This window comes from Agromyces sp. CCNWLW203, assembly GCF_036576125.1.
Classification (GTDB): domain Bacteria; phylum Actinomycetota; class Actinomycetes; order Actinomycetales; family Microbacteriaceae; genus Agromyces.
Genome location: NZ_JAZHYX010000007.1, coordinates 213,718 through 227,064 on the forward strand (window position 1 = coordinate 213,718; position 13,347 = coordinate 227,064).

Consider the following 13,347-nt stretch of genomic DNA (forward strand, 5'->3'; position numbering starts at 1 on the left):
ATGTCGACACACGTTCTGTCCCTCCTCGTCGAAGACAAGCCCGGCCTGCTCACGCGCGTCGCAGGGCTCTTCGCGCGGCGCGGCTTCAACATCGAATCGCTCGCGGTCGGCCACTCGGAGATCGAGGGGCTCAGCCGCATCACCGTCGTCGTCGACGTCGACGAGCTGCCGCTCGAACAGGTGACGAAGCAGCTGAACAAGCTCGTCAACGTCATCAAGATCGTCGAGCTCGACCCCGCACAGGCCGTGCAGCGCGAGCACCTGCTCATCAAGGTGCGCGTCGACAACACGACCCGCTCGCAGGTGCTCGAGGCGGTGAACCTCTTCCGTGCACGCGTCGTCGACGTGTCGACCGATGCGCTCGTGATCGAGGTCACGGGCGACTCCGGCAAGACCACCGCGTTCCTCAAGGTGCTCGAGCCCTACGGCATCAAGGAGATCGCCCAGTCGGGCCTCCTCGCGATCGGCCGTGGCGGCAAGTCCATCACCGAGCGCGTCTTCAAGAACTGAATCAACCTCGTTCCCCGAGCTCGTCGAGGGGAACTCTGCACGCACACCGCTCCCTTCGACAGGCTCAGGGGACAACCCAAGGAGAAACAGCAATGGCTGAGATGTATTACGACCAGGACGCCGACCTCTCGATCGTCCAGGGCAAGAAGGTCGCCGTCATCGGCTACGGCTCGCAGGGTCACGCCCACGCGCAGAACCTGCGCGACTCGGGCGTCGAGGTCGTCGTCGGCCTCAAGGAGGGCTCGAAGTCGATCCAGAAGGCCGAAGAAGCCGGCTTCGAGGTCAAGAACGTCGCCGACGCATCCGCCTGGGCCGACATCGTCGTCATCCTCGCTCCCGACCAGTACCAGCGCCACATCTTCGCGGAGTCCGTGCGCGACAACCTCGTCGAGGGCAACGCGCTCGTCTTCGGCCACGGCTTCAACATCCGCTTCGGCTACATCGAGGCGCCCGCGGGCGTCGACGTGATCCTCGTCGCGCCGAAGGCGCCGGGACACACGGTGCGTCGCGAGTTCGTCGCCGGCCGCGGCATCCCCGACATCATCGCCGTCGAGCAGGACGCGACCGGCACCGCCTGGGATCTCGCGAAGTCGTACGCCAAGGGCATCGGCGGCACTCGCGCCGGCGTCATCAAGACCACCTTCACCGAAGAGACCGAGACCGACCTGTTCGGCGAGCAGGCCGTGCTCTGCGGCGGCACCTCGCAGCTCGTGCAGTACGGCTTCGAGACCCTCGTCGAGGCCGGCTACCAGCCCGAGATCGCCTACTTCGAGGTGCTCCACGAGCTGAAGCTCATCGTCGACCTCATGTGGGAGGGCGGCATCGCCAAGCAGCGCTGGTCGGTCTCCGACACGGCCGAGTACGGCGACTACGTGTCGGGCCCCCGCGTCATCGACCCGTCGGTCAAGGAGAACATGAAGGCGGTGCTCGCCGACATCCAGGACGGCACCTTCGCCGAGCGCTTCATCTCCGACCAGGACAACGGCCAGAAGGAGTTCCTCGAGCTCCGTGCCAAGGGCGAGCAGCACCCGATCGAGACCACCGGTCGCGACCTCCGCAAGCTCTTCGCATGGAACTCGTCTGACGACGACGACTACGTCGACGGCGAGGTCGCGCGCTAGGGCGCGGACCAGCGCCGTCGACGCAGTCGTCTCGCGACACTGTATTGACACTGCCCGGACTTCGTCCGGTCAGGCCGACGGCGAGGTCGCGCGCTAGGGCGCGGACCAGCGCCGTCGACGCAGTCGTCTCGCGACACTGTATTGACACTGCCCGGACTTCGTCCGGTCAGGCCGACGGCGAGGTCGCGCGCTGAGTCGCAGCGATCACTCCAGCTGCACGGCAGCTTCGAACGGCCCGCTCCGGATGCTCCGGGGCGGGCCGTTCTCGTACGGTGCGCGAATGAGCAGCGCAGGTTCCTGCGAAACCCTTGTCACGGGGCCGTCCGTTGTGGTCCCATCTGGTGGCATGAGCGAACTCTCACACCACCACCCCGAACCCGCCCCGCGTTGGTGCTCGTGCGCCGTGCCCGACGACAGCCCGCACGCGACATCCGGTCTCAGTCGACGGAATGTGCTGGTCGGCATGACCGCCGCCGGAGCCCTCGCCGCAGCGGGCTGGCCGGGCGCCGCCCAGGCGGCCCAGGCCGCGCCGAACGGCAAGTCCCTGACCATCACGGTCATGGGCACCTCCGACCTGCACTGCAACGTCGTCAACTGGGACTACTACAAGGACGCGACCTACAGCGACAGTGCCGGCAACGTCGTCGGGCTCGCCCGGGTGTCGAGCGTCGTCAATCAGATCCGGGCCGATCGAGGCCGTGAGCACACGCTGCTCTTCGACGCCGGCGACACGATCCAGGGCACGCCCCTCGGCTTCTACTTCGCGACGGTCGAGCCGGTGACCGAGACCGGTGCTATCCACCCGATGGCCGCGCAGATGAACGCGATCGGGTACGACGCCGTCGCACTCGGCAACCACGAGTTCAACTACGGCCTCGAGTTCCTCGACAACTGGATCGCGCAGATGGACGCCGAGGTGCTCGCCGCGAACGCCGTGCACGCCGGCACGAAGGTTCCCGCCTACCTTCCGTACACGCTGAAGAAGATGAAGGTGAAGGGCCTGCCGCCGGTCACGGTCGGCGTGCTCGGCCTCACCAACCCCGGTGTCGTGATCTGGGACAAGGCGAACGTCAGCGGCAGGATCGAGGTGCAGGGGCTCGTGGAGGCGGCCGCACGCTGGGTGCCGGTGATGCGCGCTGCGGGCGCCGACGTCGTGGTCGTGAGCGCCCACTCCGGCGACAGCGGCACCTCGTCGTACGGCGGCGACCTTCCGGTCGAGAACGCCGCAGCCCTCATGGCCGAGCAGGTGCCGGGCATCGATGCGATCCTCTTCGGGCATGCCCACCGCGAGGTGCCCGAGCGTTTCGTCATGAACGCCGAGACCGGCAAGCAGGTCATCATGAGCGAGCCGAAGAACTGGGGGCAGCGGGTGAGCGTCTTCGACCTCGACCTCGAGTTCGCCCGCGGCTCGTGGTCGGTCGTCTCGAGATCGGCCGTCACGGTGAACACGAACACCGTCGTCGACGACCCGGCCCTCGTGGCCGTGATCCGCGCGCAGCACGACGCGGTCGTCACGTACATGAACACGCCGGTGGCGAACTCGACCGAGGCCATGTCGGCCGCCGAGGCGTGCTGGAAGGACACGGCGATCCTCGACTACGTCAATGAGGTGCAGACGTCGACGGTCGCGGCGGCGGTCGCGGGCACGCCTGAAGCCGCCCTGCCGATCGTCTCGATCGCCGCGCCGTTCAACCGGGCGGCGAGCTTCCCGCAGGGGCCGGTCACGATCAAGGACGTCGCCGGCCTGTACATCTACGACAACACGCTCATGGCGTCGGTGCTCACGGGGGCGCAGATCAAGGACTACCTCGAGTACTCGGCGAAGTACTTCATCCAGGTGGCACCCGATGCACCGGTCGCACCTGCGTCGTGGACGAACGCCGGCAACACGCCCGATTACAACTACGACCAGTTCTCGGGCATCGACTACTCGGTCGACATCTCGCAGCCGTACGGGTCGCGCATCGTCGGGATGACCTACGAGGGTGCCGCCGTCGCGTCCGACCAGCAGTTCCTCGTCGCGGTGAACAACTACCGGCAGTCGGGCGGCGGCGGCTTCCCGCACATCGCGGCCGCGCCGGTCGTGTACAACGCGCAGGTGGCCATTCGCGAGGCGATCGTCTCGTACGCCTCGGCGGCGGGCGTCATCGACCCGACGACGTTCCACGTCGAGAACTGGCGGCTCGTCCGTAACGGTACGCCGGTGTTCTGACGCGATCGCCGCGGAGACGGTGAAGGCCCGCCCGGGGTGATACGGGCGGGCCTTCATTCGTGGTGCGGGGGCGCTACTCGGCCGCGGGGGTCTCCTCGGGAGCCTCGGCGGGCTCCTCCGAGTCGGTCTCGGTCTCGGCCGCATTCTCCACCGCGTCGACCTGCTCCTGGGTGTAGCCGCAGTAGTTGACGGCCTCGCGCTGCCAGTAGCTCACGAGGCGGTCCTTGCCTGCGGCATGCGCGTCGGCGACCGTGCCCTCGTAGATCTGGCCGTCCTTCGACTCCTTGTTGACGTCGGGCACCTCGGCGCAGACGTGGAAGACCGAGCCCGACTTCGTCCAGTACACGAGGTCTTGACCCGTGAGCTGCTCGATCGTGTTCGACTCCGCGGTGTACTGCTCGACCGACGGCGGGTTGTAGTCGACGCCGAGGGCGAGCGCGCCACCGCCGATGACGATCGCGATGATGCCGGCGAGCGCCTTCTGCTTGCCGTCCATGTCCTTGTTGGTGAAGATCAGGATGATGAGCGGCAGGAACGCGATGACCGCGATGATCGCGCCGAGCTGGTTCTGCACGAAGAAGCGGACCTTGTCCTCCTTCGACGCCGGGTCGAGGCGGTTGGCCTTCTTCCAGAGCAGCGAGCCGCCGATCGCGAGCGCGCCGATCACGACGATCAGGATGATGAGCAGCACCATGTTCACGGGCACCTGACGCAGCACCCAGAAGATGGTGAACGCCTCACCGGCGATGGCGAGGAGCCAGAGGCCGCCGGCGATCAGGCGGAACGTCGTGGCCTGCTTCTTGGCCTCGGGCGTCGGCGTCCACGTCGGAGCGGAGTCATGGGCGACGGCCGTGCCGCCGCTGCCGTCTGCTGCCGAAGTGGGTTCGACCCGTACGACCTTCTTCTTGCGCTGCTCTGCCACGTTCGTCCTTCCGAGGGGTGAGTGCCGCGATGAGCATATTGGAAGCCGGGTGCGTGGTGGGGGATCGACGCGGAATCGTCATCCGGTGGTCGAGGAGGCGGGTAACGTGTCGGGAATGTCACGAACGCTGCCGGTCGAGATCGCCGTCCAGGATGTCGCGGGGGTGCGCGTCGCTCTGACGGCGGGCGCCGCACGCGTCGAGCTCTGCCAGGCGCTGGGTCTCGGCGGTCTGACGCCGTCGATCGGCCTGATCGAGGCCGCGTCGGGGGCTGCGCGCGATGCGGGAGTAGCGGGCTTCGTGCACGTGCTCGTGCGGCCGAGGGGCGGCGGTTTCGTCTACGACGCCGACGAGCTCGAGACGACCGTCCGCGACATCCGTGCCGCAGCGGCTGCCGGTGCCGACGGCGTCGTCGTGGGCGCGCTGACCGACTCCGGCACACTCGATCTCGAGGCCGTGCGCCGGTTCGTCGACGCGTCCGCCGGGCTCGACGTCACGGTGCATCGCGCGGTCGACGCGAGCTCCGACCCGCTCGGTTCCGTCGCCGCGCTCGCTGGGCTCGGCGTGCGCCGTGTGCTCACCTCGGGTGGAGCTCCCGACTGTCGCGCCGGGCTCGCGACGCTCGCGCAGATGGCGGCCGCGTCGGGCCGCCTCGAGGTCATGGCCGGCGGCGGCGTGCGCATCGACGACATCGCGGCCCTCGCGGACGCCGGCGTCCACGCCGTGCACCTCTCGGCGAGGGGCACCGTGACGCGAGGCGGTGCGAGCGGCCCGGGTGGTGGTGTCGACGGATTCGACGTGACCGACGCCGGGCTCGTCGCGGCGGCTGTCGCGGCGGCCGGGTTCGCCGATTCCTGACGGATCGACACGGCTCGACGGCCGCTCCAGGGTCGCTAGTGTGGTGCTCATGACCCGCGAATCCGACGACGACGCGCTCCGCTGGGAGGGCGACGACGATCCGACCCTCGCGCCGGGGTGGAAGGCCGTGGGTGCCCCTGCGCCTGCCCGGCCCGTCGCCGACGATCCTCCCGGTGAGCGCGATGCCGCGACCTCCGTCGACGATGGTGAGACGACGGATGCCGCAGCGCAGACCGGCTCGACCGAGCTCGTCGTGCTCGGAGTGCTCGGGGGCGTCTACCTGCTCTACGCGATCGGCTGGCTGATCACGGCGCTCGGCGGGTCGCCGGTCTTCGCCGATCCCGTCGCCCAGTTCATGTACGGCCTCGGCGCATGGTTCGCCGTGCTCGCCGCGCCCCTGTGGTTCGGCGCGGTGCTGTGGCTCGCGTCGGGCAACCGGCGTGCCCGACTCGCCTGGCTCATCGTCGGTGCCGTGCTGCTCGTTCCCGTCCCGTTCCTGCTGCGAGGTTGAGATGACCGAGGCATCCGCTTCACCCGGTCGGGCCGCGGCCGACGACGATGGGTCCGTCGCCCGCTCGGCCACGCCGTTCTGGCTCGCGATCACGATCGCCGTGCTGTTCGGCGTGTTCTACGCGTACGACGTGTGGGAGGCGGTCGGCAACCTCGTCGGCATGAACGTCACCGCAGGCGAACTCGGCGTCGCCATCACCGGCGCCGGTTGGGCACTGCTCCTGGCCGGCATCGCTGTGCCGCTCCTGGTGTTCGGCGCGGCGTTCTGGCTGGGTCGGCGACGCTCGCCGCTCGTGCAAGTGGTGCTCTACTTGGCAGGCTATGCACTCGTGCAGGTGCTCGCGGCCGACTTCGCCTCCTTCGGGCTTGCTGTCCTCGACCTCTCGTGACGTGCGCGGCGTCACAGAGCGAGTGCGGAATGAACGCTCCAGTAGAGTGATCGGGTAGGCGCCCCGAAGGCGTGTGGCGCATCCCACCGCAAGTCGCAGTGTCGTGCGCGCGCATCACCCCGAAGGAAACGTTCGTGACAAAGCCGGTCGTGCTGATCGCCGAAGAACTCTCGCCCGCCACCGTCGAGGCCCTCGGCCCCGACTTCGACGTCAGGTCCGTCGACGGCACCGATCGGCCCGCGCTGCTCGCGGCGCTGGCCGACGCCGACGCGATCCTCGTGCGCTCCGCGACGAAGGTCGACGCGGAGGCGATCGCCGCCGCGCCGAAGCTGAAGGTCATCGCCCGCGCCGGGGTGGGCCTCGACAACGTCGACATCAAGGCGGCGACCGCGGCCGGCGTCATGGTCGTGAACGCGCCGACGTCGAACATCATCTCGGCCGCCGAGCTGACCGTCGGCCACATCCTGAGCCTCGCCCGTCACATCCCGGCGGCGCACTCCGCGCTCGCGCAGGGGGAGTGGAAGCGATCGGCGTACACCGGCGTCGAACTCTATGAGAAGACGATCGGCATCATCGGCCTCGGCCGCATCGGTGCGCTCATCGCGGCCCGCCTGCAGGCCTTCGGCACGAACGTGATCGCCTACGACCCGTACATCACCGCTGCCCGTGCGCAGCAGCTCGGCGTGCAGACCGTGAGCCTCGACGAGCTGCTCGAGCAGAGCGACTTCATCACGATCCACATGCCGAAGACGCCCGAGACCACGGGCATGATCGGCACCGAGCAGTTCGCCCGCATGAAGCCGACCGCGTTCATCGTGAACGTCGCCCGCGGCGGGCTCATCGACGAAGACGCGCTGCACGACGCGCTCGTCAACCGAACGATCGCGGGCGCGGCCGTCGACGTCTTCGTCTCGGAGCCGCCGCGCGACTCGCCGCTCCTCGGCCTGCCGAACATCGTCGTGACGCCGCACCTCGGCGCCTCGACCGACGAGGCGCAAGAGAAGGCGGGCGTCTCGGTCGCGAAGTCGGTGAGACTCGCCCTCGCCGGCGAGCTCGTGCCCGACGCGGTCAACGTGGCCGGCGGCGTCATCGACCCGTACGTGCGCCCCGGCATCCCGCTCGTCGAGAAGCTCGGCCAGCTCTTCGCGGGCATCGCCAATGGGCCGCTCACGAGCCTCGACGTCGAGGTGCGCGGCGAACTCGTCGACTACGACGTGAGCGCCCTGAAGCTCGCCGCCCTGAAGGGCGTCTTCACCAACGTCGTCAGCGAGACCGTCTCGTACGTGAACGCGCCACTCCTGGCCGAGCAGCGCGGGCTCGACGTGCGCCTCATCACGGCGGCGGAGTCGCCCGAGTACCGCAACGTGATCTCGCTCACGGGCGCGCTCGCCGACGGCCGGCAGGTCTCGGTCTCTGGCACGCTCACCGGACCGAAGCAGATCGAGAAGCTCGTCGCCGTCAACGGCTTCGAACTCGAGGTGCCGATCGCGACGACCCACATCGTCATGGAGTACGCCGACCGGCCCGGCATCGTCGCGGTCTACGGCCGCGAGTTCGGCGAGGCCGGCATCAACATCGCCGGCATGCAGATCGCGCGCCGCGAGGCGGGCGGGCAGGCACTCAGTGTGCTGACCGTCGACTCGCCGGTGCCCGCCGAGGTGCTCGAGCGCGTGCGCGAGGCGATCGACGCGAGCCTCTTCGTCGAGGTGGACATCACCGAGTAGCGATTTCGAACGGCCGGATGCCCCGGCGCGCTGCTGCTCGCAGGCGCGCGCCGGGGCATCCGTCGTCTAGCGACCGGTCTGTGCGATGCGCTCGAGCAGGGCGACGAGGCCGTCCATCTGCGCCGGGCCGATGTCGTCGGCCTCGAGCGCCGATGCGTCGACCTCGGCGCGCAGGGCCGAGTGGTAGTAGAGGCCGTCGCCGATGAGCGTGATCGCGAGGGCGAGCGCCGGGTCGTCGATGTGGCGGCCCATCTCCTCGAGCCAGCGTGAGCGCACGGCGTCGATCGCGGCGGCGGCCTGGCGGTCGCCGCCCTGGGCGAGGCGCACCGCGGCGACGAAGCTGTGGTCGATCGCGGATTCGACGTCGACCGACGAGCGGACGAAGTACGAGATCGGCCCGTCGGGTGCCGAGTGGATGCGGGCGACGTCGTCGTCGACGAGCCGGTGCAGGCGCTCGATGAGGCCCGCGACGAGGGCGTGCTTCGAACCGAAGTGGTAGAGCAGGCCGCCCTTCGAGACCCCGGCGGCGCGGGCGGTGGCCTCGAGCGTGGCGTGACGTTCGCCGTCGGCGATGATGATGCGCTCGAACGCGTCGAGCACGGCCTCTCGGGCGGCGGGCGGGCGACTCATGATCCCAGTGTGGCCGACGGGGGAGCAGTTGGGGGAGCTTGGGGCATGTCTGTTACTATACCAACTGGACGGTACAGTAACCGCCTGAGACGAACGAGCCTGAGATGACCGACACCACACAGACCGACCTGCACGCGAACACGACGACCGCCGCTCCGGCACCCGACACGCCGACCGCCCGCGCGCCTCGTCGCGCCTGGGTCGCGCTCGCCGTGCTCATGCTGCCGGTGCTGCTCGTCTCGGTCGACAACACTGTGCTGAGCTTCGCGCTGCCCGCGATCGCGCTCGACCTGGCGCCGACGGCCGCCCAGCAGCTCTGGATCATCGACGCGTACCCGCTCGTGCTCGCAGGCCTGCTCGTCGCAATGGGCAGCGCGGGCGATCGCTTCGGCCGCCGTCGCATGCTGCTCATCGGCTCGGTCGGGTTCGCCCTGCTCTCGGTCGTCGCGGCGTTCGCGCCGTCCGCCGAGGCGCTGATCGCCTCGCGCGCGGCGCTCGGCTTCTTCGGGGCGATGCTCATGCCGTCGACCCTGTCGCTGCTCCGCACGGTCTTCGTCGAGCGCGAGCAGCGCCGACTCGCGATCGCCATCTGGGCCTCGGGCTTCGCAGCGGGCAGCGCCCTCGGCCCGCTCGTCGGCGGCGTGCTGATCGAGCACTTCCACTGGGGTTCGGTGTTCCTGCTCGCGGTGCCCGTGCTGGTCCCGCTCCTGATCCTCGTGCCACTCCTCATCCCCGAGAGCCGCGACCCGGCGCCCGGCCGCATCGACATCCCGAGCACGCTGCTCTCGCTCGCCGCCATGGTGCCCGTCGTGTTCGGCATCAAGTCGCTCGCCACCGAGGGTGTCGCGGGCTTCGGCATCCAGGCGATCGTCTTCGGACTCTTCTGCGCGGTCTGGTTCGTACGACGCCAGCTCAAGAGCCGATCGCCGATGCTCGACGTGCGCCTGTTCCGCCAGGGTTCGTTCGGCGGCGCAGTGCTCGTGAACCTCTTCAGCGTCATCGCGCTCGTCGGCTTCCTGTACTTCGTATCGCAGCACCTGCAGCTCATCGCAGGGCTCAGCCCCGTTGCGGCCGGGCTCGCGCTGCTGCCGGGTCTCGTCGCGATGATCATCGCGGGCCTCGCCGTCGTACCGATCGCACGCCGTGTGCGACCGAGGGTGCTCGTGCCGATCGCGCTGCTCCTGTCGGCCGGCGGCTACGCAGTCATCGCCTTCTTCGCGACCGCGGATTCGATCGCCCCCGTGGTGATCGCGTTCGTGATGCTCGGCATCGGCATCGGCGCCGCCGAGACCGTCTCCAACGAGCTCATCCTCTCGAGCGCTCCGCCCGAGAAGGCGGGCGCCGCTTCCGCCGTCTCCGAGACGGCGTACGAACTCGGTGCCGTGCTCGGCACGGCCGTGCTGGGCTCGATCCTCGCGGCCCACTACAGCGCTGCGATCATGCTGCCCAGCGAGCTGACCGCCGCGCAGGCCGCCACGGCGAGCGAGACGCTCGCGGGTGCCGCCACGGTCGCCGAGCAGCTGCCCGCTGCGATCGGCGAACAGCTCGCGGCATCCGCTGCCCTGGCCTTCGACGAGGGCGTGGTGATCACCTCGCTCATCGGCGTCGGTCTCATGGTCGCCGCCGCGGTCGTCGCCGTGATCGCCCTCCGCAACCCGAAGGATGCGCCGGCCCACGACTGAGTCCCGCCGCCGCGGGTGTCACGTGCGCGTGCGGCCAGTACGCTGGGAGGGCTGGCGCACGAAGGAGCATTCATGGTGGACACGGTCAAGCTCGCGGTCATTCCCGGTGACGGGATCGGCCCTGAAGTCGTCGAGCAGGCGCTGAAGGCGCTCGGCGCGGCGACCGAGGGGTCGGGAGTCGCGTTCGAGCAGACCGAGTTCTCCCTGGGCGCCGCGCGCTACCTCGCGACCGGCGACGTGCTGACCGACGACGACCTCGCCGCGATCAAGGGCCACGACGCGATCCTGCTCGGGGCCGTCGGCGGCGTGCCGGGCGACCCCCGCCTCGCGGGCGCGAACATCGAGCGGGGCCTGCTGCTGAAGCTCCGCTTCGAACTCGACCACTACGTGAACCTGCGCCCGTCGGTGCTCTACCCCGGCGTCACGAGCCCCCTCTCGGCACCCGGCGAGGTCGACTTCGTCGTCGTGCGCGAGGGCACCGAGGGTCCCTATGTCGGCAACGGCGGCGCGATCCGTGCGGGCACTCCGGCCGAGGTCGCCAACGAGGTGTCGGTGAACACCGCCTACGGCGTCGAGCGCGTGGTGCGCTACGCGTTCGCCGCGGCATCCGCTCGGCCGCGCAGGAAGCTGACCCTCGTGCACAAGACCAATGTGCTCGTGTTCGCCGGTTCGCTGTGGAAGCGCACGGTCGACGCCGTTGCGGCCGAGTTCCCGGGCGTCGCGGTCGACTACCTGCACGTCGACGCGGCGACGATCTTCCTCGTCACCGATCCCGCGCGATTCGACGTCATCGTCACCGACAACCTGTTCGGCGACATCCTCACCGACCTGGCCGGCGCGATCAGCGGCGGCATCGGGCTCGCGGCCTCGGGCAACATCAATCCAGACGGCCGATTCCCGAGCATGTTCGAGCCGGTGCACGGCTCAGCCCCCGACATCGCGGGCCAAGGCATCGCCGACCCGACCGCCGCGATCCTCTCCGTCGCGCTTCTCCTCGACCACCTCGGCCGAGCGGATGCCGCGGCGAAGGTGCAGCGGGCGGTCGTCGCCGACATCGCCGAACGCGGCGGCACGCGGCGCACGACCTCCGAGATCGGCGATGCCATCGCCGAACGCATCGGCGCACTCGACTGATCCAGCGCAATCCGATCCAGCGCATCGAAGGAAACGAAAATGACGATCAACCTCCCGCTCCAGGCCCCGTCGGCAGCCGGTCTCATCTGGCAGGTCATCCGCAACGGCGAGGCGAAGACGCCCGCCGAACGTGAGGCCGTCCTCGCCGACCCCGGCTTCGGCAACCACTTCACCGACCACATGGTCGACATCTGCTGGTCGGAGAAGGGCGGCTGGCACCGCCCGCGCGTCACGCCCTACGGCCCGATCTCGCTCGATCCCGCCGCCGCGGTGCTGCACTACGCGCAGGAGATCTTCGAGGGCATGAAGGCCTACCGTCACGCCGACGGTTCGATCCATACCTTCCGGCCCTACGACAACGCCGCCCGCATGCAGCGCTCGGCCCGCCGTATGGCGCTGCCCGAGCTGCCGAGCGAGATCTTCATCGAGTCGCTCAAGCAGATCATCGCCGTCGACGCCGACTGGGTGCCGAGCGCGCCCGAGACGAGCCTCTACCTGCGCCCGTTCATGTTCGCGAAAGAGGCGTTCCTCGGCGTTCGCCCGGCGAAGAAGGTCGCCTACTACGTGATCGCGAGCCCCGCCGGGGCGTACTTCCCCGGCGGCGTCGAGCCCGTGAACATCTGGCTCTCGACCGACTACGCGCGCGCCGGCAAGGGCGGCACGGGCGCCGCCAAGACCGGCGGCAACTACGCGTCGAGCCTCCTCCCGCAGGCCGAGGCCTACGAGAAGGGATGCCAGCAGGTCGCGTTCCTCGACGATGCCGGCAACCTCGAAGAGCTCGGCGGCATGAACATCGTGCTCGTCAAGCGCGACGGCACGCTCGTCACGCCCGAGTCGCCTTCGATCCTCGAGGGCATCACGCGCGACTCGATCCTGCAGCTCGCGACCGATCGCGGCCACGCGGTCGAGCGCCGCGCCATCTCGCTCAGCGAATGGCGTGACGGAGCGGAGTCGGGCGAGATCGTCGGCGCCTTCGCCTGCGGCACCGCAGCGGTCGTCGTGCCCATCGGGCGTCTGCTCGGCACGGACTTCGAGATCGTGCACACGGGCGCCGGTGCATCCGAGCTCGCGCTCGCGCTGCGACAGGAGCTCACCGACATCCAGTACGGCCGCGCCGAGGACCGCCACGGCTGGCTGACCCGCCTCGACGCGTGACGGGTGCTCCCGGCGCCGAGGCGGTGGGCAGCGGCGACGTGCGCATCCGTCCGTTCGATGTCGCCGACACCGAATCGGTCGTCGCTCTCTGGCGCTCGGCCGGGCTCGTGGTGCCGTGGAACGACCCCCATCGCGACATCGAGCGCAAGCTCGCCGTGCAGCCCGAGCTCTTCCTCGTCGGCGAGGCGGCCGGCGTGGTCGTGGCGACGGCGATGGTGGGCTACGACGGCCATCGGGGCTGGGTCAACTACCTCGCGGTCGATCTCGAACGCCGTGGCGAGCGGCTCGGCGCGTTGCTCATGGCGGAGGCCGAGCGGCTCCTCACCGAGCGCGGTTGCCCCAAGCTGAACCTGCAGGTGCGATCGACCAACGCGGGCGTCATCGAGTTCTACCGCAGCCTCGGTTATCAGGTCGACGACGTCGCGAGCCTCGGCAAGCGGCTGATCCCCGATTCCCCGGCCGGCGCCGTCGCGGCCGTTCCGCGTCACTGAGGGACTCCGCG

The 13,347-nt window shown here is 69.6% G+C and carries 13 protein-coding genes; 11 read left to right on the forward strand and 2 right to left on the reverse strand.

The features are described from left to right. From ilvN to VPH61_RS16455, 3 genes are all read left to right on the forward strand, one after another. Positions 1-510: an acetolactate synthase small subunit gene (ilvN, locus tag VPH61_RS16445; protein WP_179550539.1), complete on the forward strand. Its 510-nt coding sequence runs from the start codon at positions 1-3 to the stop codon at positions 508-510. A 35-nt stretch (positions 511-545) separates the two neighbouring features. Beyond that, positions 546-1,631, forward strand: a complete 1,086-nt coding sequence (gene ilvC, locus VPH61_RS16450) for a ketol-acid reductoisomerase (RefSeq protein WP_332064626.1) — start codon at positions 546-548, stop codon at positions 1,629-1,631. 346 nt (positions 1,632-1,977) lie between these two features. Next, complete coding sequence (locus tag VPH61_RS16455) at positions 1,978-3,843, forward strand: bifunctional metallophosphatase/5'-nucleotidase (RefSeq protein ID WP_332064589.1); 1,866 nt, start codon at positions 1,978-1,980, stop codon at positions 3,841-3,843. A 73-nt stretch (positions 3,844-3,916) separates the two neighbouring features. Here the strand turns inward: VPH61_RS16455 and VPH61_RS16460 are convergent, their stop codons facing one another. Then, complete coding sequence (locus VPH61_RS16460; protein WP_332064590.1) at positions 3,917-4,765, reverse strand: hypothetical protein; 849 nt, start codon at positions 4,763-4,765, stop codon at positions 3,917-3,919. 115 nt (positions 4,766-4,880) lie between these two features. Here VPH61_RS16460 and VPH61_RS16465 point away from each other — a divergent pair, with 115 nt between their 5' ends. From VPH61_RS16465 to serA, 4 genes are all read left to right on the forward strand, one after another. Continuing rightward, positions 4,881-5,621 (forward strand): copper homeostasis protein CutC, encoded by a 741-nt coding sequence (locus VPH61_RS16465; protein WP_332064591.1) that lies wholly within the window; start codon positions 4,881-4,883, stop codon positions 5,619-5,621. 49 nt (positions 5,622-5,670) lie between these two features. After that, positions 5,671-6,132: a DNA polymerase III subunit gamma/tau gene (locus tag VPH61_RS16470; protein WP_332064592.1), complete on the forward strand. Its 462-nt coding sequence runs from the start codon at positions 5,671-5,673 to the stop codon at positions 6,130-6,132. A gap of 1 nt (position 6,133) precedes the next feature. Next, positions 6,134-6,520, forward strand: coding sequence for a hypothetical protein (locus tag VPH61_RS16475; RefSeq protein ID WP_332064593.1), 387 nt, complete (start codon positions 6,134-6,136; stop codon positions 6,518-6,520). A 134-nt stretch (positions 6,521-6,654) separates the two neighbouring features. Then, a complete protein-coding gene (serA, locus tag VPH61_RS16480; protein WP_332064594.1) occupies positions 6,655-8,244 on the forward strand; it encodes a phosphoglycerate dehydrogenase in 1,590 nt (529 codons plus the stop codon). A 66-nt stretch (positions 8,245-8,310) separates the two neighbouring features. Here the strand turns inward: serA and VPH61_RS16485 are convergent, their stop codons facing one another. Beyond that, complete coding sequence (locus VPH61_RS16485) at positions 8,311-8,874, reverse strand: TetR/AcrR family transcriptional regulator (protein WP_332064595.1); 564 nt, start codon at positions 8,872-8,874, stop codon at positions 8,311-8,313. Positions 8,875-8,978: 104 nt separating this feature from the next. On the opposite strand from VPH61_RS16485, the gene VPH61_RS16490 reads away from it, so the two are divergent. The 4 genes from VPH61_RS16490 (at position 8,979) to VPH61_RS16505 (ending at position 13,336) form a co-directional block, all read left to right on the forward strand. Then, positions 8,979-10,556 carry an MFS transporter gene (locus tag VPH61_RS16490; RefSeq protein WP_332064596.1) on the forward strand — a complete coding sequence of 526 codons (1,578 nt, stop codon included), beginning with the start codon at positions 8,979-8,981 and terminating at the stop codon, positions 10,554-10,556. 72 nt (positions 10,557-10,628) lie between these two features. Next, complete coding sequence (locus VPH61_RS16495; protein ID WP_332064597.1) at positions 10,629-11,690, forward strand: 3-isopropylmalate dehydrogenase; 1,062 nt, start codon at positions 10,629-10,631, stop codon at positions 11,688-11,690. A gap of 39 nt (positions 11,691-11,729) precedes the next feature. Next, on the forward strand, positions 11,730-12,845 hold the full coding sequence (locus VPH61_RS16500) for a branched-chain amino acid aminotransferase (protein WP_332064598.1): 1,116 nt from the start codon (positions 11,730-11,732) through the stop codon (positions 12,843-12,845). Beyond that, positions 12,842-13,336, forward strand: a complete 495-nt coding sequence (locus tag VPH61_RS16505; protein WP_332064599.1) for a GNAT family acetyltransferase — start codon at positions 12,842-12,844, stop codon at positions 13,334-13,336. Before VPH61_RS16500 ends, VPH61_RS16505 begins: the two co-directional genes overlap by 4 nt. Positions 13,337-13,347: the final 11 nt, after the last annotated feature.